At 36.6% G+C, this 20,297-nt stretch carries 21 protein-coding genes; 13 read left to right on the top strand and 8 right to left on the bottom strand.

Annotated elements, in window-relative coordinates:
- Nucleotides 1-40 precede the first annotated feature (40 nt).
- The 3 genes from AC1DCY_RS00250 to AC1DCY_RS00240 all read left to right on the top strand — a co-directional run bounded on the left by AC1DCY_RS00250 (nt 41) and on the right by AC1DCY_RS00240 (nt 2,988).
- A complete protein-coding gene (locus tag AC1DCY_RS00250; RefSeq protein ID WP_477346384.1) occupies nt 41-412 on the top strand; it encodes an ArsR/SmtB family transcription factor in 372 nt (123 codons plus the stop codon).
- Nucleotides 393-2,519, top strand: a complete 2,127-nt coding sequence (locus AC1DCY_RS00245; protein WP_477346382.1) for a heavy metal translocating P-type ATPase — start codon at nt 393-395, stop codon at nt 2,517-2,519. Before AC1DCY_RS00250 ends, AC1DCY_RS00245 begins: the two co-directional genes overlap by 20 nt.
- A 169-nt stretch (nt 2,520-2,688) precedes the next feature.
- Nucleotides 2,689-2,988 carry a late competence development ComFB family protein gene (locus AC1DCY_RS00240; protein WP_477346717.1) on the top strand — a complete coding sequence of 100 codons (300 nt, stop codon included), beginning with the start codon at nt 2,689-2,691 and terminating at the stop codon, nt 2,986-2,988.
- A 92-nt stretch (nt 2,989-3,080) separates the two neighbouring features.
- On the opposite strand, the gene AC1DCY_RS00235 is transcribed toward AC1DCY_RS00240, so the two are convergent.
- Nucleotides 3,081-3,320 (bottom strand): hypothetical protein, encoded by a 240-nt coding sequence (locus AC1DCY_RS00235; protein ID WP_477346380.1) that lies wholly within the window; start codon nt 3,318-3,320, stop codon nt 3,081-3,083.
- A 252-nt stretch (nt 3,321-3,572) separates the two neighbouring features.
- On the opposite strand from AC1DCY_RS00235, the gene mntR reads away from it, so the two are divergent.
- From mntR to AC1DCY_RS00205, 6 genes are all read left to right on the top strand, one after another.
- Nucleotides 3,573-3,992 (top strand): transcriptional regulator MntR, encoded by a 420-nt coding sequence (mntR, locus tag AC1DCY_RS00230; RefSeq protein WP_477346378.1) that lies wholly within the window; start codon nt 3,573-3,575, stop codon nt 3,990-3,992.
- A gap of 184 nt (nt 3,993-4,176) precedes the next feature.
- Complete coding sequence (locus AC1DCY_RS00225; RefSeq protein ID WP_477346376.1) at nt 4,177-5,034, top strand: CvfB family protein; 858 nt, start codon at nt 4,177-4,179, stop codon at nt 5,032-5,034.
- Nucleotides 5,016-5,204, top strand: a complete 189-nt coding sequence (locus tag AC1DCY_RS00220) for a hypothetical protein (RefSeq protein ID WP_477346374.1) — start codon at nt 5,016-5,018, stop codon at nt 5,202-5,204. Before AC1DCY_RS00225 ends, AC1DCY_RS00220 begins: the two co-directional genes overlap by 19 nt.
- A gap of 424 nt (nt 5,205-5,628) precedes the next feature.
- Entirely contained in the window at nt 5,629-6,543 is a 915-nt protein-coding gene (locus AC1DCY_RS00215; protein ID WP_477346372.1) for a DUF1002 domain-containing protein, read from the top strand.
- Nucleotides 6,544-6,679: 136 nt separating this feature from the next.
- Nucleotides 6,680-6,967: a GNAT family N-acetyltransferase gene (locus tag AC1DCY_RS00210; protein WP_477346370.1), complete on the top strand. Its 288-nt coding sequence runs from the start codon at nt 6,680-6,682 to the stop codon at nt 6,965-6,967.
- An 856-nt stretch (nt 6,968-7,823) separates the two neighbouring features.
- On the top strand, nt 7,824-8,132 hold the full coding sequence (locus AC1DCY_RS00205; RefSeq protein WP_477346368.1) for a hypothetical protein: 309 nt from the start codon (nt 7,824-7,826) through the stop codon (nt 8,130-8,132).
- Nucleotides 8,133-8,145: 13 nt separating this feature from the next.
- Here the strand turns inward: AC1DCY_RS00205 and AC1DCY_RS00200 are convergent, their stop codons facing one another.
- The 3 genes from AC1DCY_RS00200 to AC1DCY_RS00190 form a co-directional block, all read right to left on the bottom strand.
- Nucleotides 8,146-9,291 carry an MFS transporter gene (locus AC1DCY_RS00200; protein WP_477346366.1) on the bottom strand — a complete coding sequence of 382 codons (1,146 nt, stop codon included), beginning with the start codon at nt 9,289-9,291 and terminating at the stop codon, nt 8,146-8,148.
- Nucleotides 9,292-9,410: 119 nt separating this feature from the next.
- The gene (locus AC1DCY_RS00195; protein WP_477346364.1) at nt 9,411-10,931 is read right to left on the bottom strand and encodes a succinate CoA transferase; all 1,521 of its coding nucleotides are present in this window, start codon (nt 10,929-10,931) and stop codon (nt 9,411-9,413) included.
- Nucleotides 10,932-11,329: 398 nt separating this feature from the next.
- On the bottom strand, nt 11,330-11,980 hold the full coding sequence (locus tag AC1DCY_RS00190) for a LytTR family DNA-binding domain-containing protein (protein ID WP_132361594.1): 651 nt from the start codon (nt 11,978-11,980) through the stop codon (nt 11,330-11,332).
- A gap of 504 nt (nt 11,981-12,484) precedes the next feature.
- Between AC1DCY_RS00190 and AC1DCY_RS00185 the strand changes: the two genes are divergently transcribed.
- From AC1DCY_RS00185 to AC1DCY_RS00175, 3 genes are all read left to right on the top strand, one after another.
- Nucleotides 12,485-13,279 (top strand): helix-turn-helix transcriptional regulator, encoded by a 795-nt coding sequence (locus tag AC1DCY_RS00185; RefSeq protein ID WP_477346362.1) that lies wholly within the window; start codon nt 12,485-12,487, stop codon nt 13,277-13,279.
- Nucleotides 13,280-13,468: 189 nt separating this feature from the next.
- Entirely contained in the window at nt 13,469-14,230 is a 762-nt protein-coding gene (yidC, locus tag AC1DCY_RS00180; protein ID WP_477346360.1) for a membrane protein insertase YidC, read from the top strand.
- A gap of 55 nt (nt 14,231-14,285) precedes the next feature.
- Nucleotides 14,286-14,534 (top strand): hypothetical protein, encoded by a 249-nt coding sequence (locus tag AC1DCY_RS00175; RefSeq protein ID WP_477346359.1) that lies wholly within the window; start codon nt 14,286-14,288, stop codon nt 14,532-14,534.
- An 87-nt stretch (nt 14,535-14,621) separates the two neighbouring features.
- On the opposite strand, the gene AC1DCY_RS00170 is transcribed toward AC1DCY_RS00175, so the two are convergent.
- A complete protein-coding gene (locus tag AC1DCY_RS00170) occupies nt 14,622-14,963 on the bottom strand; it encodes a hypothetical protein (protein WP_477346357.1) in 342 nt (113 codons plus the stop codon).
- Between the two features lie 192 nt (nt 14,964-15,155).
- Between AC1DCY_RS00170 and AC1DCY_RS00165 the strand changes: the two genes are divergently transcribed.
- A complete protein-coding gene (locus AC1DCY_RS00165; RefSeq protein WP_477346355.1) occupies nt 15,156-15,932 on the top strand; it encodes a M15 family metallopeptidase in 777 nt (258 codons plus the stop codon).
- A 57-nt stretch (nt 15,933-15,989) separates the two neighbouring features.
- Here the strand turns inward: AC1DCY_RS00165 and cls are convergent, their stop codons facing one another.
- The 3 genes from cls to AC1DCY_RS00150 all read right to left on the bottom strand — a co-directional run bounded on the left by cls (nt 15,990) and on the right by AC1DCY_RS00150 (nt 19,661).
- Nucleotides 15,990-17,447, bottom strand: a complete 1,458-nt coding sequence (gene cls / locus AC1DCY_RS00160; protein WP_477346353.1) for a cardiolipin synthase — start codon at nt 17,445-17,447, stop codon at nt 15,990-15,992.
- A 172-nt stretch (nt 17,448-17,619) separates the two neighbouring features.
- Nucleotides 17,620-18,411, bottom strand: a complete 792-nt coding sequence (locus tag AC1DCY_RS00155) for a YwqG family protein (RefSeq protein ID WP_477346351.1) — start codon at nt 18,409-18,411, stop codon at nt 17,620-17,622.
- Nucleotides 18,412-18,500: 89 nt separating this feature from the next.
- Nucleotides 18,501-19,661: an MFS transporter gene (locus tag AC1DCY_RS00150; RefSeq protein WP_477346349.1), complete on the bottom strand. Its 1,161-nt coding sequence runs from the start codon at nt 19,659-19,661 to the stop codon at nt 18,501-18,503.
- Nucleotides 19,662-20,297: the final 636 nt, after the last annotated feature.

Here is a 20,297-nt window from a genome sequence, read left to right as displayed (position 1 = left end):
AGTGAACACAATCAAACGAATATTTGAATGAGGTGAGGAAATGCCAAAAGAAGTATGTGAGATAACACTTGTTCATGAAGAAGCTGTCATTAAGGTACAACAGCAAATGCCAGATCTATCAGGAGTAGCAAAATTTTTAAAGGCATTATCTGATGAAAGAAGACTTAAAATTGCGTATGCCTTAACGGTCAAAGATGAATTATGTGTTTGCGATGTCGCTTCCATTATCGGATCTTCAGTAGCAACAGCATCGCATCATTTACGTTATTTGAAAGATAATAATTTAGCGAAATCATATCGTAAAGGAAAGCAAATGTACTACTCTTTAGCTGATGAGCATGTGTATCAAATTGTAACGATTGCCTACGAACATGTGAAAGAGGGGATTGCAAATGGTAGCGACACCAACTAAACAAGAATACAGGCTACAAAACTTATCCTGTGCCAGCTGTGCAGCAAAATTCGAAAAAAACGTGAAGGCTATTCCAGAGGTCCAGGATGCACAAGTGAATTTTGGTGCTTCTAAAATAATGGTTATTGGTAATATTGACGTTGATCAGCTTGAAGAAGCAGGTGCCTTCGATGGCATAAAAGTATCACAATCAACAGCAAGAACAATTGAAAAATCAATACCTTTTTATCGGAAAACAGAAAATATATTAGCTGGAATCTCCTTGCTATTCATAGTACTTGGATATATGTTTGGGGCAATGCGTAGTGAATCAGAGCCACTAACTATTGGAATGTTTATTATCGCGATTCTAGTTGGGGGAATTGGTATTTTTAAAACAGGTTTCCGCAATCTAGCACGCTTTGAATTTGATATGAAGACGCTAATGACCATTGCAGTAATCGGTGCAGCCATTATTGGAGAATGGGAAGAAGCGGCCGTTGTTGTCTTTTTATTCGCTGTAAGTGAAGCACTTGAAGCGTATTCAATGGATAAGGCGCGTCAATCAATTCGTCAGCTCATGGATATAGCTCCACCGACAGCGACGATAAAGCGAGCGCATGGCGAGCATTTTCATGAAATGGAGCTGCCGACAGAGGAGATTGAAATTGGCGACATTTTAATCGTTAAACCTGGTCAGAAGATTGCTATGGACGGAATTGTAGTTAATGGATTGTCGGCAGTGAATCAGGCAGCGATTACAGGTGAATCTATTCCGGTCGGTAAGACAGTCGACGACGAAGTATTTGCAGGAACTCTGAATGAAGAAGGTGCCCTAGAGGTTCGCGTGACAAAGCGAGTAGAGGACACAACAATTGCAAAAATCATTCATCTTGTTGAAGAAGCACAGGCAGAAAAAGCACCTTCGCAACAGTTCGTTGATCGCTTTGCGAAATACTACACGCCTGCAATTATGATTATTGCTTTACTTGTAGCGGTTATCCCTCCTTTATTTATAGGTGATTGGCAACATTGGATTTACCAAGGATTAGCTGTACTTGTTGTAGGCTGTCCATGTGCGTTAGTCGTTTCTACACCAGTCGCTATTGTTACGGCAATTGGGAATGCTGCTAGACAAGGTGTTCTTATTAAAGGCGGAATTCATTTAGAGCAGCTTGGTCATATTGAAGCAATAGCATTTGATAAGACAGGAACACTTACAAAAGGTCAACCTGCTGTAACGGATATTTTTACATCGCATGAGATGTCTGAGGATTATGTTTTACAGCTAGTAGCGGCTGTTGAAAAGCAATCACAGCATCCATTAGCTAAAGCTATTTTACAGTCATTGCATGAAAAAAATTTAACAGAGCTTATACCGACAGACTTTCAATCCGTAACAGGCAAGGGAGCCTATGCAACGGTAGACGGTCAAATAATCTATGTAGGGAGCTTAAAATGGATTGCTACATTAGTGACTGTTGATGAAATGATAAAAGAACAGGTTAAAAAACTTCAACAACAGGGTAAAACAGTTGTAGCAGCTGTTAGTAATGATCAGTTTATAGGGATGCTTGGTATTGCTGATCAATTACGTCAAGAAAGTAAAGATGTCTTGAATAAATTAAATGATTTAAAAGTGAAGCATAAAGTTATGCTAACAGGTGATGCAGAGCCAACAGCACAGGCAATTGCAACTTCTTTAAATATGACAGATGTGAGAGCAAGTTTATTACCAGCAGAAAAATTAATGGCCATTAAAGATTTACGTGCACAGTTTGGTGCAGTAGCGATGGTAGGAGATGGTGTCAATGATGCACCTGCACTTGCCTCAGCTAATGTTGGTATTGCAATGGGAGGTGCTGGCACTGATGCAGCACTAGAAACTGCGGATATCGCATTAATGGGTGATGATTTAACGAAGCTTCCTTATACGATCGGCTTAAGTAGGAAAACATTACGCATCATTAAAGAGAACATTATTTTTGCCTTAGCCCTAAAATTAGTTGCCTTGTTACTCGTTATCCCGGGATGGCTAACATTATGGATTGCCATCTTTGCAGATATGGGTGCTACGTTATTAGTTGTGTTTAACTCATTACGATTAATCAAAACTAAGAAATGGTGAATAAGAAATAATATGGAGGAAGTGTGTAGGAAATTTAATCATTCTAAGGAGCTAGTGATATGTGTTGATATAGTTGCTACTAGCGATTCTTGAAAAAATGCTTTGTTAACGTTATTATGGTTTCAGGAATAATGTAACAATTAAATATAAATGAGGCGAAGGTTTGAATATGTCAGATCCTATTTTAGTAAATGTTACAGAGGAAATTGTGCGTGGTTTAGTAAGTTTTCTACTACGAGGACCGGAATATCAAACATTTTGTAAATGTGAAATCTGTGAACTTGACGCAGTGGCACTTATACTAAATGCATTGCCTAGCAAGTATGTTACATCTATGGAAACCCGAGATGAAGCATTTAGAATGATGAATACTCCTGAAAATATCGAACGAATCAATAAAGAGATTATTCATGCATTACATGTGGTAAATAAGAATCCTCGACATAAGGAAGAGCCAACTTCTATATGAAGTCGGCTCTTCATATTTTTGAAAAACAAAATGGTCAAGGAAATCTTAGTGAATGATGTGATGCATTATATGAGGGTGATTTCCGTTCCAGGCTACTCGCTTTGTTGCTGACGCTTCGCTTTCGCACAGATAAAACATTTGTTGCTGACGCTTCGCTTTCGCACAGATAAAACATTTGTTGCTGCCGCTTCGCTTTCGCACAGATAAAACATTTGTTGCTGCCGCTTCGCTTTCGCACAGATAAAACATTTGCCGCTGAAGCTTCGCTTTCGCGCAAAAAACATCTGTTGGCCCGAGACCCTGGAGCGAGCAACGCTAGTGAAGCGGCTCATCGGACGCCCCCAGGAAAGCGCCCAGTCGGAACGGAAATCAACCCCTCGCTTTGCCAAAGACAATACTTTATTTAAAATGATATCTTAATTTCATTGACACAAATTTTTCAACTACAAGGGAGCCAACAAATGAAGTTGGTTCTTTTTATGTTGCGCATGTATTGTTTTTCTGGCAAATGTATTTTCAGTTAACTTTTAAGGCAAGCTTGTAGTAAACTAGAGAGTAAGAAAAGGAAAGAGAGGGAATAGGATATGCCAACACCTAGTATGGAGGACCATATCGAACAAATATATTTATTAATCACTAATAAAGGGTATGCTCGTGTGTCTGACATTGCTGAAGCATTATCTGTTCTTCCTTCTTCTGTTACAAAAATGGTTCAAAAATTAGATAAAGATGGTTATTTAGTTTATGAAAAATACCGTGGTCTTACATTGACGCCTAAAGGAGAAAAGCTTGGAAAACGTCTTGTACAGCGCCATGAACTTCTAGAGCAATTTTTGCGAATCATTGGTGTAGATGAAGAGCGAATTTACGATGATGTAGAAGGAATTGAACATCATTTAAGTTGGAATTCAATCGATCGAATTGCGGATCTTGTGCAGGTAATGGAAGAAAATCCGGACATCGCAAAAAAACTAGAGGCATCGAAAACACATCATAACTTTTAATTTCTTTCAGCAGATGGCTTTTGTACCGAAAGTGAAGCGACAGGTACAGATGTCTTTTGTACCGAAAGTGAAGCGACAGGTACAGATGTTTTAGTAGCGGAAGCGAAGTGTCAGCTGCAGAAGTTATAGCCTCCGGCGGATAAGTTTTTTGCCAAAATGATGGTAAGAGGGAAAGGAAGACAATATGAACGAATTAAAATCAGGTGAAGTTGTTACGTTAACTGTATTAGAGCAACAAGCATCGAAATGGATATTAACAAATGGAGTTGACGAACTACCCTTAAATGCTTCAGAGGTAACAGAGCCACTTGCAGTAGGTGACCGCCTTGAAGTATTTTTATTTGCGGATCGTCGTGGCGATTTAGCAGCAACAACAGCTATACCATCTTTCGTACAAGGGGAATATGGTTGGGCTCGTGTTCTAAAAGTAGTTGAGCGTGAAGGGGCTTTTGTAGATATCGGTACGTCACGTGAGGTGCTAGTAAATGCTGAAGATTTACCTGCAATAAAAGAGCTTTGGCCAGCACCAGGCGACCATTTATTTATGACTTTACGCACAGATCGCAACGGTGATTTATTTGGACGTTTAGCAACTGAAGAAAAAATTTCGGAATTGTATGAAGGTGCATTTGAAGAAATGCACAATAAAAACATTAAGGCACGTCCATATCGTTTATTACCAGTTGGCTCATTTTTACTAGGAGTAGAGACTCCGTACCGTATTTTTGTTCATGAGTCAGAGCGTAATGAAGAACCTCGTCTTGGACAAGACGTAGATGTTCGTATTATTGATGTAAAAGATGATGGTTCAATGAATGGTTCACTTTTACCACGTAAGCATGAGCGTCTTTCAGATGATGCACAAAGAATTTTAAATTATCTACATGATGTAGGGGGCAAAATGCCATTTGGCGATAAATCCTCACCTGATGAAGTTCAAGAAATGTTTAAAATGAGTAAAGGTGCATTTAAACGAGCGTTAGGTACGCTTATGAAAGCTGGTAAGGTGAAACAGCAGGACGGTTGGACAGAGGAAATCTAACTTCTTTCAGCAAATGTCTTTTGTACCGAAAGCGACAGCAACAACACGGTTTTATCTGTGCGAAAGCGAAGCGACAGCAACAACACGGTTTTATCTGTGCGAAAGCGAAGCGACAGCAACAACACGGTTTTATCTGTGCGAAAGCGAAGCGACAGCAACAACACTACTGAGTGTCTCCGGACGCAATTATACCGAGGCATAAGTACGACTACTAAATAAAATTAAAGAAAATGACGAGAGCTACTTTGAAACCTTCTCGTCTTTTTTTCGTACTAATTATTGCTTAACTTCTTTTAGCGTGTGGCCAAACATCCGCTGAAAGAAGATAAAGCCTCCGGCGAATGTCACAGATTCGGAAAGGCGCTATTAAAGGATGTTAGCCTAATATCATCGCATCCATGTGATACGGCTAACTGACCTGCAAATCGGTAAAAACACCACGTTCTGTGTATTATCGAAATTACCGACATCGTATCGGCCCACATGCAGGCCTAAGTACAAAGCCGAATCCGGACGCTATTATGCCCTGGCATAATGGAGTGACAATACATTATTCAGGCCAAATGAGTCTTCAAACGAAAGGGGTCACACAATTTGAAAAAAACGTGGATAAAAATACTAACTGCTACTATGTTAGTATTTGGCGTGATGGCACCAGCAACAGGTTTTGCAGCTGATAATACGCCACCTAAAGCAATTGATGAAAAATTAGGAGTACCAATCGTTGTATATGGTGCAAACTTATCTGAGGCTGAAAAAGAATCTGTTAAAGAGTCATTAAAAGTTAAAGAAGAGCCTGAAGTTGAAGAAATAACAGTTTCAGGTCAAGACTTAGCTAAATATATTAAAGATAGTAATTCAAGCTCTCGTATGTATTCTTCAGCCAAAATTACGCGCAAGAATGCAGGAGAAGGCTTAGTTATTGAAATTGTTACACCGTCAAATATTACACAGGTTACTTCTGAAATGTATGCAAATGCTATGCTAACTGCAGGTATTGAAGATGCAACAGTACAGGTGGCTGCGCCTAAGGCAGTAACAGGCCATTCAGCGCTTGTGGGAATATATAAAGCTTATGAAGTAACAACAGGTGAAAAGCTAGATACTGATCGTACAGATGTTGCAAATGATGAACTATCAGTAGCAACTACTCTTACGCAATCGGCAGGCGTGGACGATGCTAAGGTTGCAGAATTACTAACAGAAATCAAAAAACAAATTGCAGAATCGAAGCCAGCAACTAAAGAAGAAGTTGAAAAGATTGTGCAAGAGCAATTAAACAAGCTTGAAATTAATTTAAGTGACAAGGACCGTCAATTGCTAGTTGATTTAATGAATAAAATTAGTAAACTAGACATTGATTTTGGTAAATGGTCTAAACAATTAGATGATATTAGCAGTACGATTAAAGATAAATTCGGATCACTAATGGAAGATAAAGGATTCTGGGAAAGTGTGAAAAATTTCTTTGCAAATTTAAAGGATACAATTGCGTCATGGTTTAATTAATTCAGAAAAGAATCTGCAACACTTTCTCTTGATTGCTAGAGGAAGGTAGCAGATTCTTTTATTTTTCAAGGGATGGACTTTTTTAAGTGCTACATTAAAAAGGCTGTGTTACTATGAAAAAAAGGAGTGGTGAGAAATGGAATTTCAATTACAACAGCTAGCAGCAAATAAGCTTGCTTTTGTCTATGAGCAAGAAGGGGAAAGATTAGCGGAAATTACATGGCAACAACAGGGTCAAGTAATGGTAATGGTAATGGATCACACATATGTATCAGATAAGCTCCGTGGCCAAGGTGTGGCTAAAAAATTGTTGGATCATGCTGCAGCTTATGCACGTGAGAAAGGTTTTAAAATGGAAGCTGTTTGCTCGTATGTAGTTGCAGCATTTGAAAAATCTAATGATTATAATGATGTAAAACAATAAAGTGAAACTTTAATCAGTGGGGATTTTTTTTATCCTCACTGATTATTAGTCTTCACCAATCGGGATTTTACGGGCAGTTTTAATCTCATCTTATTTCATTTCTTTAATTTTGCAAAATTTTATGGTGAAACTTACTGCCCGTTAATGCGGGATAAAAAATAAGGCAATCTGCTTGTTAGATAAAGCGGATTGCCTTTTAACTTCTTTCAGAGGAGTTTTTGTAGCGAAAGTGAAACGTCAGCTACAAATGTTTTAGTAAAACATCCGGTTAAATAGAGGAACTCAGTCTAAGAACGCTACGTACTGTGGCAATATAAAAAACATCTGTTGTTGCTGAGTCATAATTGGTTTTTGCAAATCATCCATGCTGCTCCTTACAGTAAAATACTATAAATTAGTAGTGTTAAGAGGCCTGCTCCACCTACTAAAGAAGCCATGTCTACCCAATCATATACTGAATCCAAATCCTTCATGAAAATCACTCTCCAATTTCTAGTATTAATACATTAATTCCCTTTGATTGTCCTTTGTAATCATAAATATTTACGAAAAATGCTTATGACCCTAACGTGAGGTTGATTTCAGTTTCGATGGGGCACTTAAATGTCATTCCTATTTTTGGAGATAAGTAAGAAATAGATACCTGCAATAAAATTTAGTAGGAGGATGATTATCTATGTCTGGGAAAATCCAGACTTACTATGAATTTTGTTTATATGATGGAGGAAAATGGTTATAGATACATTCTCTCTTTATATATATGCTTAAACGTATATAAAAATTATGTTTAGTCCTCAAATAATAAGGAAAAGATATAATATAGAGCCAGTTTCTATATTTTTGGGAGGGATTTATAATGGCAAAAGGAAAAAGAACAGGTGTTGTAATTGCAGGGTTAGCTTTAGCAGCATCTTATTTAAGTAAAAAAGAAAATCGTGATAAAGCATTTAGTATGCTCAATAGTACAAAATCTAAATTAGCATCTTATTTGAATACAACGAATATGGAGATGCACAAAGACGTATCAGAGCGTATATCGACTGAAGTAGCGACAGAAGCTGGAACGTCTCCAACAAAAATAGCTTCAAACGAAATGGTTGCTGAAGGTGGGGGACATACAGGTATCCATTACTACAATGGAGCAATTCAGGAACAAGATAAATAATAACAAAACCTTCTCATTTAACGTGAGAAGGTCTTTTTTGTGTACATATTATGATCGATGCAAATACTAATAATACAATTCCAGTAAATATAAAGCCACTGACAATACCTAGTGAGAGCCATCCGAGTAATGAGGAACCTAGGACAACTCCTAGTGAGAAGAAGGCATAAAAATAACCATAGGCTTTTCCGCGGATTTCAGCAGTCGTAGAGTCGATTAAAAGTGAATTGACTGATGGGAACAAGAAGCCAAACCCGATACCATAGCAGGCCATTGCAATATAAAGTAACGTACTTGAATCCGCCTGACTAATTAATAATTGACTTATCCCCATTAAACTTATACCAAGTGATAATGTTTTAATTGGTGCCACCCTATCGAAAATACGGTTAGTCGGCAAAATAAATACGAGTACAGCAATAATTCCGAATGTACTCATCAAAGTGCCACTTAAGCGTGAATCAAAGCCTAAAGATTGTACTTTTAGAGGAAGGAGATAGGCAATAACCCCTTGAGAAAACATTAAAAAGAATGCACTAGAGAATGCTTTTAATGTATCTGTATTAGTAAAAAGTACATGAATAGGGATGTTTGTAATTGGCGCAGATTTTTCTTTTTTTACTTGATTTGATTTTAGTAAAAAGAAGGCAAGTACACTCAACAAGAGCATAAAGCTTGCTGTTATATTAAAAACGAATGGTACGCTAGTACGACTCGCTAAAATGCCACTAAATGCGGGGCCGATTATTGCGGCAATGCCAACAAAAGCTCCAGAGATAGCACTACCCTTACCTCTCTTCTCTTGTTCAGTTGCATTTGCTAAAAATGTGAATGCAGCAGGAACAATTAAGCCCGCAACTAATCCATGTACAAAGCGGACTGCTAATAGAATAATAGGATCTTCTACTAAATTATAAAGTGTAAGTGAAAGACCTGTTGTTAGAAGACCTAGGATTAAAATAACGAATGGTCCTTTACGATCCGTTAAAAAACCAGAGATAATATTACCAAATGTATTGGAAAGAGAATACATACCTACAGCCAGGCCAGTAATGAAGGCTGATGCCCCTAAGGATTCAGCATATGTACTCATGACAGGAAGCTGGGTAAATAAGTCGAAAAATGAAAAGAATATAATCAAATAAATAAGTTTCTTCATAGTTCCTCCGATGGAAAATTGTAAGTGAGAATGAATATCACTATTATTATACCATTTTCAACAAAAAAAGAACGTCTCATAAGTTTTTCAACTTATGAAGCGTTCCTGAAATATGAAAATTAAGCTTTAGCAACTTCTTTTTTCATTGTTTTGTTTTTAGCAAGATTTACGTGCCAAGAAAGTGCTTCCTCTAAAATATGAGGTGTTTGATGGCCGCCAGTTGCTTCTAGAGCGCGGTTATAGTAATCCCAAAGTTGTTCTTTGTAATCTGGGTGTGCACAGTTTTCGATAATTAAAGGTACACGCTCTTGTGGTGCAAGACCACGTAAGTCAGCAATACCTTGCTCAGTTACGATTACATCAACATCATGTTCAGTGTGGTCTACGTGAGAAACCATTGGCACGATTGAAGAGATAGCGCCGCCTTTTGCGTATGATTTAGTAACGAAAATACCTAGACGTGCGTTACGTGCAAAGTCACCTGAACCACCGATACCGTTCATCATACGAGTACCAGATACGTGTGTTGAGTTTACGTTGCCATAGATATCTAATTCAAGAGCAGTGTTGATTGAGATTAGACCCAAACGACGGATAAGCTCTGGGTGGTTAGAAATTTCTTGTGGACGTAAGCAAATTTTATCAGCGTATTTCTCTAGGTTGCCATATACTTTTTTCTGTAATTCTTCAGTCAGTGTAATTGAAGTAGCTGCTGCAAATTTAACTTTACCAGCATCAATTAAGTTGAATACAGCATCTTGAAGTACTTCAGAAGCAACAACTAAATCTTCGAATTCTGAATTTGCGAAGCCGTCAAGTACAGCGTTTGCAACAGAACCTACACCAGATTGTAATGGCATTAATTGTTTTGTTAAGCGACCAGCTTTAATTTCATCGCTGAAGAAGTCTAATAAAATGTTCGCCATTGTTTGTGTTTCTTCATCTGGCGGAACGATTAATGAAGGAGCATCTGGCTCTTCAGAAATAACAATCGCTTTAATTTTAGCTGGATCTACTTTAATACCGATGTCACCAATGCGTTGCATAGCATCAGTCATTGGGATTGCTTCACGTTGACCTTGCTCACCTGGTACATAGATATCGTGGATACCTATTAAAGCTTCTGGATGAGAGATATTTAATTCGACAATAATATTTTCAGCGTAATCAGCGAAGATTGGTGAGTTACCTACAGAGTTTGTTGGGATAATAAGTCCATCTTCTGTAATAGCAACAGCTTCAAGAATTAAATATTTAATTGGTCCAATAATTCCTTGACGAACTAATTCAGCGTTATGTGAAAGATGCGCGTCTACATATAGGACATCACCAGAGTTAATTAAATTACGGATCGTTGCATCTCCTTGGAATGGTCCACGTTTGCGGATAACACCAGCATCAGCTAAGTATTTATCAACTTCAGGTCCTAAAGAAGCTCCTGTATATACATCAATTTTGAATTTTTCGTTTTTAGCGCGCTCTACTAAAGCCATAGGAACAACTTTCGCATCCCCCGCACGAGTGAATCCACTCATACCAACTACATCACCGTCAGAGATCAGTGCTGCAGCTTCTTCAGCAGTAACAACTTTGCTTTCAAGTTCTTTTAAGCCTAGGCGTTTTTGAATATTTGCATCCATAAAAAAATCCTCCCCTAAAAAGTTTGATGGAAACCGATTACAAAACTAGAAAAAACGTGTAAGAATTTTCTGTTTATTCAGTTGTAGTATGACTCCAACCATTTGAATAATACTATCACCAAATTGTCACAAAAACTTTAGAAATAGCATTAAATTGAGTAAAAAGAGGAAAAATGAGCATAAAACCGAATTTTCGACAGAGAAAACGTTTTAATGTAGAGCTACAGAGGAAATTTTCTAAAAATAAGAGATTAAACGATATAATGAGGGGTTGATTTCCGTTCGTGGGCTTTCTTGGTGCACAGAGCTTTAACCAATGCCATCCCAAACTGTTGGTGATGAGCAGAAAATAAAAAAGTACAGCGAACATTAAAAAATGCTCGCTGTACTTATCAAAATTAGAAACCTAAAGAACGACGGAAGTAACTTGCGTAGCGTTGGCTAACAGGAATACGAGTACCGTCTTTCATGATTAATAAAAACGTTGAATGTGAATCTGGTTGAATTTCATCAATGTAGTCAATGTTAACGATATAAGAGCGGTGACAACGTATAAATGAGTCAGGCGCTAAAAATAGCTCAAGATCACTTAGATTTAAGCGGTGATATCCTTCACGACTCATTGTTTTAACAAATGTTTTTCGGAGCTGTGTTTCAAGATAAATGACCTGATCATGTTTGATTGGGTACCAACAATCATCAATTTTGATTGTAATGTAGTTCGTTAAAAATGCTGACGGCTTTTGTGGGAAGATAGCAGTGATAGCACCCTTAGTTTCACCTTCCTCCATTAAAGGAATGCTCATGCCGTAATATGCTACTCCAAATACATCAGGCTCAATATAAGAGCTAATCTTTTGTCCGTAGTTTAACGCTTTATGAGCTGCAGACCCTTCTTTAATTGGGTCACCAGGTTTGATTTTTAAATCAACTTTTTTGCTCGGTTGGTAGTACAAGTATTCGTTTGTATCGGAAATTGCAATGGAAGTATTCTCAGGGAAGAATTCCTTAATAATTTCCATAATTTCTTCTATTTGTTTTGGTTCCACTATTAACACCTCGTCTAAACTTTTAAAAATAGTATTATCATCTATTTTACTACATATTCGTATAAATTATATAGAGAAGATTTCGGAATAAAAAAGAGAAATGTCGATTGATGAAATATAAAGTTGTAAAACACATTACATAATTTGTAACAAATTTTAAATAATTACTAATTTATTTTGATATGTATATGGTAAAATCTAAATACAGATAAATAAGTTTACGAGGTTTCTACTATGTATATATGATAAATTAGAACTAGTGATGAAGACAAAATGTGGTTGAAAGGAAATCGCAGAATATGGTAAAATTCACTGTATAGTCTATTTTTTTTTTGTAACTGGTGGTTTAGTTGGGTTATTTTTAAGTTATATTCAATTATATAATTGTGAAATAAGACTCAATTCATACAATTATTAAGGAAATACTATTTTCTTATATGAAATAGATAGATGTAAAAATTTGTAAAAGCAATTCGTGCAATCTGAGGAAAGATGGGGAAGATTATGCAACTACATCAACATTCTATGTCAGAAACGATATCCAAAAGATACTTTCAAGAAATCGATAGCATTAACCAATACATCGGTATAGAAGAATTTTTTAATATTGAGTCGAAATTAATATTTGAAATTTACCATTTAGAATCTGCAAAGGCTAAGAAATCTTTGCATGAATTAATTGATATTCTTTCAATACGTTTTGGCAAACAAGTCATTAAAATTGTTCGAAGTTATTTTTCTGTTTTGTCGTCAATTGTTGCTCGTAAATTGCTAGACAATCAAGTTCCTTCGAAGAAAGCATTTGCGTTTAACATTGCTTGTAATGATATGATCGAAAATCAGATGAAAGACGCAGAATTTTTACAATTCGCTGATGATTTAATTGATTTCTTTGTCTATTTTATTGCAGATCGCAAGCAACCGACTTTCCGTCATCAGACAGTTAATAAAGTAATTATGTATATAAATGATGAATTGGAAAATGACTTAACAGTGGAAAGCATCGCAAATAACTTCCATATTAGTACTAGTCACTTATCGCGTATTTTTAGAGAACATGTTGGTATTACACTAGTTGAATATCTAAATGTTCGTCGAGTAGAAGAGTCACAGTACTACCTTAGACATACTAATAAAAGTATTACTTCTATTTCGGATCAATTCCATTTCTGTAACCAAAGCTATTTTACCCGCATCTTTAAAAAATATACTGGAGTAACGCCCAAACATTTTCGAGATGAACTACATCACGAGTTTTATCGTTTTGAGATGGCGGAATCAGAGTTTCAAAACGTCTAAAGCCAGAAGTATACGTGGTAATATTCACAATGGGTTATAAATATATTAATAAATAGATGCGGACGTATTAGCGATGCTAAAGCTCGCATCTTTTTTTATACTATGGAATTAGTAGCACTTGCTATTTGATAAAGATAGACCCGATAATGTATACTTCAATTTAGTTGATAAATAATAGTAGGTGGAAAAATGAAAAATTTGAAGCTATTCTCAATGCTTGGGCTCGCCGTTTTTGTTCTTAGTGGCTGTCAAGCTGTGCAAAACAAAGAAGGTTTTTTCTATAGTATCTTTGTAAAACCAATGGAATTTTTATTAGAATTTTTCGGTAACACTATGTTTTCAGGTAGCTATGGTTTAGCAATCATTGCTATTACGGTTCTTATTCGTTTAATTTTAATGCCGATTATGTTAAAAAATTATCGTTCGCAACAAAAGATGAAAATGAAGATGGATGCGTTTAAGCCTGAAATGGAAGCTGTTCAGAAAAAGATGAAGGAAGCAAAGACAAAAGAAGAACAAACGCAGTATCAACAAGAAATGATGGCATTATATCAAAAACATGGTATCAATCCACTCAACATGGGATGTCTACCAATGTTAATTCAAATGCCAATTATCATGGGTCTTTATTTCTCCATTTTATATTCTACAGATGTGAAAGCACACGAGTTTTTATGGTTTAGCTTAGGCTCACCAGATATCGCTATGACAATTGTCGCAGGCCTTGTATATTTAGTTCAAGCACGTGTATCATTATGGACAGTACCAGAGCAACAAAAAGCACAAATGAAAATGTTTATTTATATTTCACCAATTATGATTGTCTTTATCTCGATGTCATCTATGGCAGCCCTACCACTTTACTGGTCAGTCAGCGGTGCATTGTTGATTATTCAAACATATATCGGTCGAAAATTTTATTCGGAGCATCCGGAAAAAGTAAACTCATAAAATAATTTATGTCGAGGCGCCTATGTAGCCTCGATTTTTTTAGGAGGACAGCAAGATGAACATAAAGTGGTTATCATCTATTCTAGTCGCGATTTTTAGTATTGCGGCTATCGTATTTACTATCATGGGTAATTTTAATTTTGCGGTATTGGCAATGACTATTATGTTTGCCGTATCGAATAGTTTTAGGGCAAAAAGTTTTAAAGAGCAAGGGTATGTAAAAGAGGCAAAATGGATGAAATACATGGCAATCTTTTTCTCAATTGCTTCTATAGTAGTGTTTATTATTATTCTCACAGACTAACAGACTAATTTTAAAAATCGTTGGTGAAAATCTACACCCTAAATTGTGAACAGTGCTAAAATGAGACTATACCAATATAGTGGATCATCACCAAAACGTGTGGTTAATTTCCGTTCCGACTGGGGCTTTGCCGCTGCCGCTTCGCTTTCGCGCAGATAAAACAATTGTTGCTGCCGCTTCGCTTTCGCACAGATAAAACAATTGTTGCTGCCGCTTCGCTTTCGCACAGAGCAGAGCTTCCTGGGGGCGTCCGATGAGCCGCTTGGGGCAACAGATGTTTTTTGCGCGAAAGCGTAGTGCAACGTAGCGGCAGCAGAGGGTTTTGTTTGTGCGAAAGCGCAGCGACAGCGACAGCAGGATGTTGGTCACGAAGGCGTTATCACAGGACGTGATGGTTTTAGCCTTCGTTCCTCTATTGCTAATCCCCAAGGAGTCGCCAGTCGGAACGAAAATCAACTTATTCACATAGTAGACGTTTTAACAAACGTATCCATAACTTTGGGTGGTGAACTAATATAGTACAAAATAGTATCGGTACTTACTAGGACTGTTCTTTCTAAATTCTTTAAAAGAGGATACTTACTATGTAGTACTGGATAACTTTAAAAGGGGTAAAAAATAGTGAAAAAGAAACGTTTACCACTCATCCTAGGTGCTTTAATTTCAGTGGCACTTATTGTATCTATTTTCGTAGTTTATAACTATAAAAATAAACAGGTAAGTAATGCATCAGATGAACATGAACAACAAGCTTCAGAACCAACTAAAAAAGATTCACCTGCAAAAGAAGAGCCGAAAAAAACAGCAGATAATCCTGTGAAGCCAGAACAGAAGACAGATGAAAATGGCTATGTACCAAATCAAACATTACCAACTGAGCCGACATATATTAAGGGTATTTTATTAGCGAATAAAATATATCCGCTACCATCTACCTTTGCGCCTGAAGAAAATCCTGAGGCACGTCAAGCTCTAAACAAAATGTTTGTAGCAGCAAAACAACAAGGTTTTGATTTAGTTGCATTTAGCGGTTATCGATCTTTTGACTATCAAACAACATTATATAATAACTACGCTAAACGTGATGGGCAAGCTGCGGCTGATCGCTATAGTGCTCGACCAGGTTATTCAGAGCATCAAACAGGTTTGGCCTTTGATATAGGGGAAAGCGGCAAAGATAGTTTATGGCTAACTGAAGAGTTCGGTGAAACACCAGCTGGACAATGGTTATTTACGCATGCTCAAGACTACGGCTTTATTTTACGATTCCCCCAAAATAAAGAAGACATTACAGGTTATATGTATGAGTCATGGCACTATCGTTATGTTGGTGTAGACATAGCAAAAGATATTAAAAAACAAAATATTACGCTAGAAGAATATTTAGGTGTGAAATAAAAAAAGGGAAGAGAGTTGTTCATCATTAATGAACTAGCTCTCTTCCTTTTCTACATTCTACAAGATAGGTGTTAATAAACGTGAAACAGATTCTTTAAATTTAATCAGTGTAGAACGATTTTTGTACATTTCCCAAGTTAATTCAGTACAATCAAAAATATCCTTTTCAAACAGCTCAGCAAGCTGATGTGAAATCGTTGAGTCATAAATAAAGGCATTTACTTCAAAATTTAAACTGAAACTTCGTACGTCAAGATTTGCAGTTCCGACTGTAGATGCTTCATCGTCAATAATAATTGCTTTAGCATGAATAAAGCCCTTCTCATAAATATAAACTTTTGCTCCTGCACGCAATAATTGTCCTACGTATGAGTATGTAGCCCAATAAACAAACATATGATCAGGCTTATTCGGAATCATGATCCTTACATCAATGCCTGAAAGCGTTGCGATTTTAATAGCATCTAAAAAACTAACATCAGGTATGAAATATGGGGTTTGAATATATATATATTTTTTTGCCATATTGATAAGCTTTAAATAACCAATTTTAATTTGTTCCCATTCAGAGTCAGGGCCGCTAGAAACGATTTGTAAGCCTACATCGCCTTTTTTCGGAATAGCCGGGAAGTAACGGTCCGAATAACCCATTTTCTTTTGCTCGCTAGCTTGATTCCAATCAAGTAAAAAGCGTGTTTGTAAAGGATGTACTGCACTACCCTCAATACGTAAATGTGTATCTCTCCAATAGCCAAACTTCTTTTGCAGACCAAGGTACTCATCCCCGACATTAAAGCCACCGATGTAACCAATACGGCCATCAATTACAACGATTTTTCGGTGATTTCTAAAATTTAAACGAGGATTTATAAGTGGGAAAATAGATGGGAAAAATACTTCGACTTCACCGCCTGAATTAAGCAATTCCTTGAAATGGCGCTTTTTAACGTTGCGTGAGCCCATTTCATCATATAAGATTCTTACCTTCACCCCTTGCTTTGCTTTTTTTATAAGCTTATCAATAATGCGTGTACCTAAGTCATCTAGACGGAAAATATAATATTGAATGTGAATATGATCTTTTGCTACCTCAATATCTTTCAGAAGTTGCTCAAATTTATTTGCACCATCATCAAAAATATCAATGTGGTTGTCCTGCGTTAATACAGCATTATTTGTTTTAAGATGCATATAAATCATTTCTTTATAATTTTCCGCATTTTCTATACGAAACTCGAACGTATCATCTCGGATCGCTTCTGTCTGATAGCTAATGAGGTTATCGATACCAATATCCTTGCGTCCTTCCCAACGGAATAAATGTTTTCTCCGTAATTGTCGTCCGAATAGCAAGTATAAAATAAACCCACCTAATGGAATGAAAAATAGTACGAGAATCCATGCCCATGTAGAAGTGGCATCTTTACGCTCTAAAAAAATTATGACCAATGCTGCTAAAATATTGACAAACATAATTAAAGATACTAGAAATCCTAAGTCTGTAAAAATACTCATTCCTACACCTGCCTTTACTATATTTTCGCAATATATCTAGTATAGCTTACTTTATATGTGGAAAGAAGATAAGAAATTTGTTAGTAAGCATGGAAAAGGATTACCTCAAAAACTAACGAGGTAATCCAAAAACAATTTTGCCTTAGCACATTTGTCGAATAAAGATTACTGATTAATAATGCTCCCATTGAAATAAAATATCAGAAAAATCCCTATGAAGAAGCTTTTCTCGGTTAATAAAAAACTTCCCAACGCCGCTATCTGCCCACATAATACCGATTTCATCATTTGAGTCTATTTGGAGTAGCAATACATCATATCGTTTAAGGAGCTGCGATTCGTGACGGATATCTTCCTCTAAAAAATAGGCATACCCACCAATTTTAGCTCCAGCCCCTAAAAAGTGTTGTAAATAAATCTCACGTAAATCAACATCCTCTGATGAAGGAATTAAGTTTGGCAAATAATGTACCGCGCGATAATCAAAAGCAGATACAGGTTCTTGGATCGGTTGAAATTGTAATGCTAACTCCTGGTGAATAGGGAACCGATCATCTGCTGTTTGTGCTAAAAACTCCTGACTAGGGACCGTCGCTTCAAAATTTGCGGTAGGGTAAAAACGTATTTTATAAAATTGCTGGAAAATATCCTCGTGATAATGATCAGCATTTACGAAAATATTAGATGAAATAAAGAATTGCAAAATACCCTGAGATGGGAAATCCTTTAGTGATGGCATTTCTGCAAAGTTAATTTGAGCTAATAACCGCATAGGTTCACCTGTAATATCTTTCGGATATGTTTGGTGACAAGGTAAATAAGGTTCCCCAGCAAATTTACTTTCCATTACTGTAGTTGAACGTTTATACGGCGTGATAATCATTGCTGAAAGTAGTGTATTTTCAATTTCAAAACGAAACGATTCTAGCTCTTTTGGAAGTAAAAGATTTGTTATTTTGTTCATGCAGAGCCCCCCGATATTCCGCTCCAATATCCCTTGCTGTGTTCTATAAACTTCGAATTACTATTAAGTTACGGCTTTTTATCAACAAATTATTCAAGTCGTAAAGATTTATTTGATGCTTTAAAAATAAATATTAAACTTATTGAAACGACGGCTATTGCTGCTGAAGTATAATAGCCTAAACTAGATTGCATTGTAAATAGCCAAGTGAAGAATAGTGGACCTAGAATGCGTCCTAGGTTATCCATTGAATAGGAAAGACCTGCAGCAGTCCCGTATTGGCCACCAGATTCTTTAGTTGAAAGAGATACGACGCATGTTCTTGCGAGCGCATTTCCTGCTGTGAAAACACAAAGGGCAAAACCTGCCATGAATAAGTTAGCTGTTAAAGTAAATAAAAGCATACCCATAGCTGTGACGATTTGTGCACCTATTAACCAAGTTGTCTCGCTTCCATTTTTAATACGTCTAACAACACCACCTTGAATAGCTGCATCTACAAAGCCACTAAACATAAACAAATAACCAATTTGTAATGGTGTAATTTGAATTCGGTCAATTTGGAATAACTGGAACGTTGCTTCTACTCCAGCCAGCATAAAAGTCACTAAAAATGAGAACATAAATAAATAACGCACACGGTATTGCAGCATTTTAGTCGCACCCTTTGGCACAATGGCACGTTTATTTGTATCTTTTCGTTTTGTAGGTTCTTTTAAAACGAAACTTGCATAAATAAATAATAGTGCAATTAGTGTTGCAGAAGCGATAAATGGCAGTTGCAGGCTATAGTGTCCGAGCATACCGCCGATTGCAGGACCGAAAATAAAACCGAGCCCGATGGACATGCCCATGAGACCCATATATTTATTGCGATCCTCTTCACTCGACATATCTCCTACAAAGCCTGTCACAGCTGTGTATAGTGCGCCCGAGAATAAACCACCCACAACACGTGAGAAGTACAACATTGCTAAATTATCAATAAATAAAGAGAAAATAATAAAGCTTAAGCTAAAACCAACTAGGCCTATTAATATAAGTTGCTTACGACCTACCTTATCGGACAGCATACCCCAAAATGGTGCAGTGAAAAAACTTGCAAGCGAGTACACTGTAAGTAGACCACCTACGTGTAAATTGTCCCAATTTTGCTGAACTACAACCTCAGGTAAGACAGGTATAATAATTCCAAATCCTAGGTAGACGAGGAATTGAACTGACATTAATAAGAAAATTGCCTTTTTCATATAGTACCCTGCTTTCATACGTATTTTAGTATGTATATTCTACCTCTCTTGTTATTGTTATTACAAGGAGAGGGAAGACAAAACAATTTAAAAGTAGGGGATGACAATTGTTAAAGCACATGCTATGTATATAAATGATTAGAGAGAAGACTGGGTGATCTCTTTGGGCCAATGCAGTAAAGTAGATAAACGAGGCTAAAACAATGTATAAAAAACTGCAGAATGTTAATAATGGAATTGTATTGATATTAAAAATTAATAACGAACTTGAAGTAACTAAATGGACTCATTCCATTTTTAATTTTTTGTATCGATTGTCGCATAGTGTATTAAATTATCTCTGGGGTATACTACTAGAGGGTATATCGGTATTTTAATTTTTTGTGTTTATTTTTTGCTATTTAGTGGTAAATGAAGAAAAAATGGTTCGTCACCATAACGTGTGGTTGATTTCCGTTCCGACTGGGCGCTTTGTTGCTGACGCTTCGCTTTCGCACAGATAAAACATTTACATGGGATATGTTTTAATAAAATATCATCCTACGCTTTGATGAAAAGCCATTAAATAGTTAAGTGAAGGAAAAATTTACATTGTAACAGAATTGAAAAATTTAAAAGCAGAGTTAAATGGTATGA

This window comes from Lysinibacillus sp. 10T31, assembly GCF_056394365.1.
The sequence above is the reverse complement of the archived record's forward strand: the minus strand, read 5'-3'. Positions and strand labels throughout refer to the sequence as shown.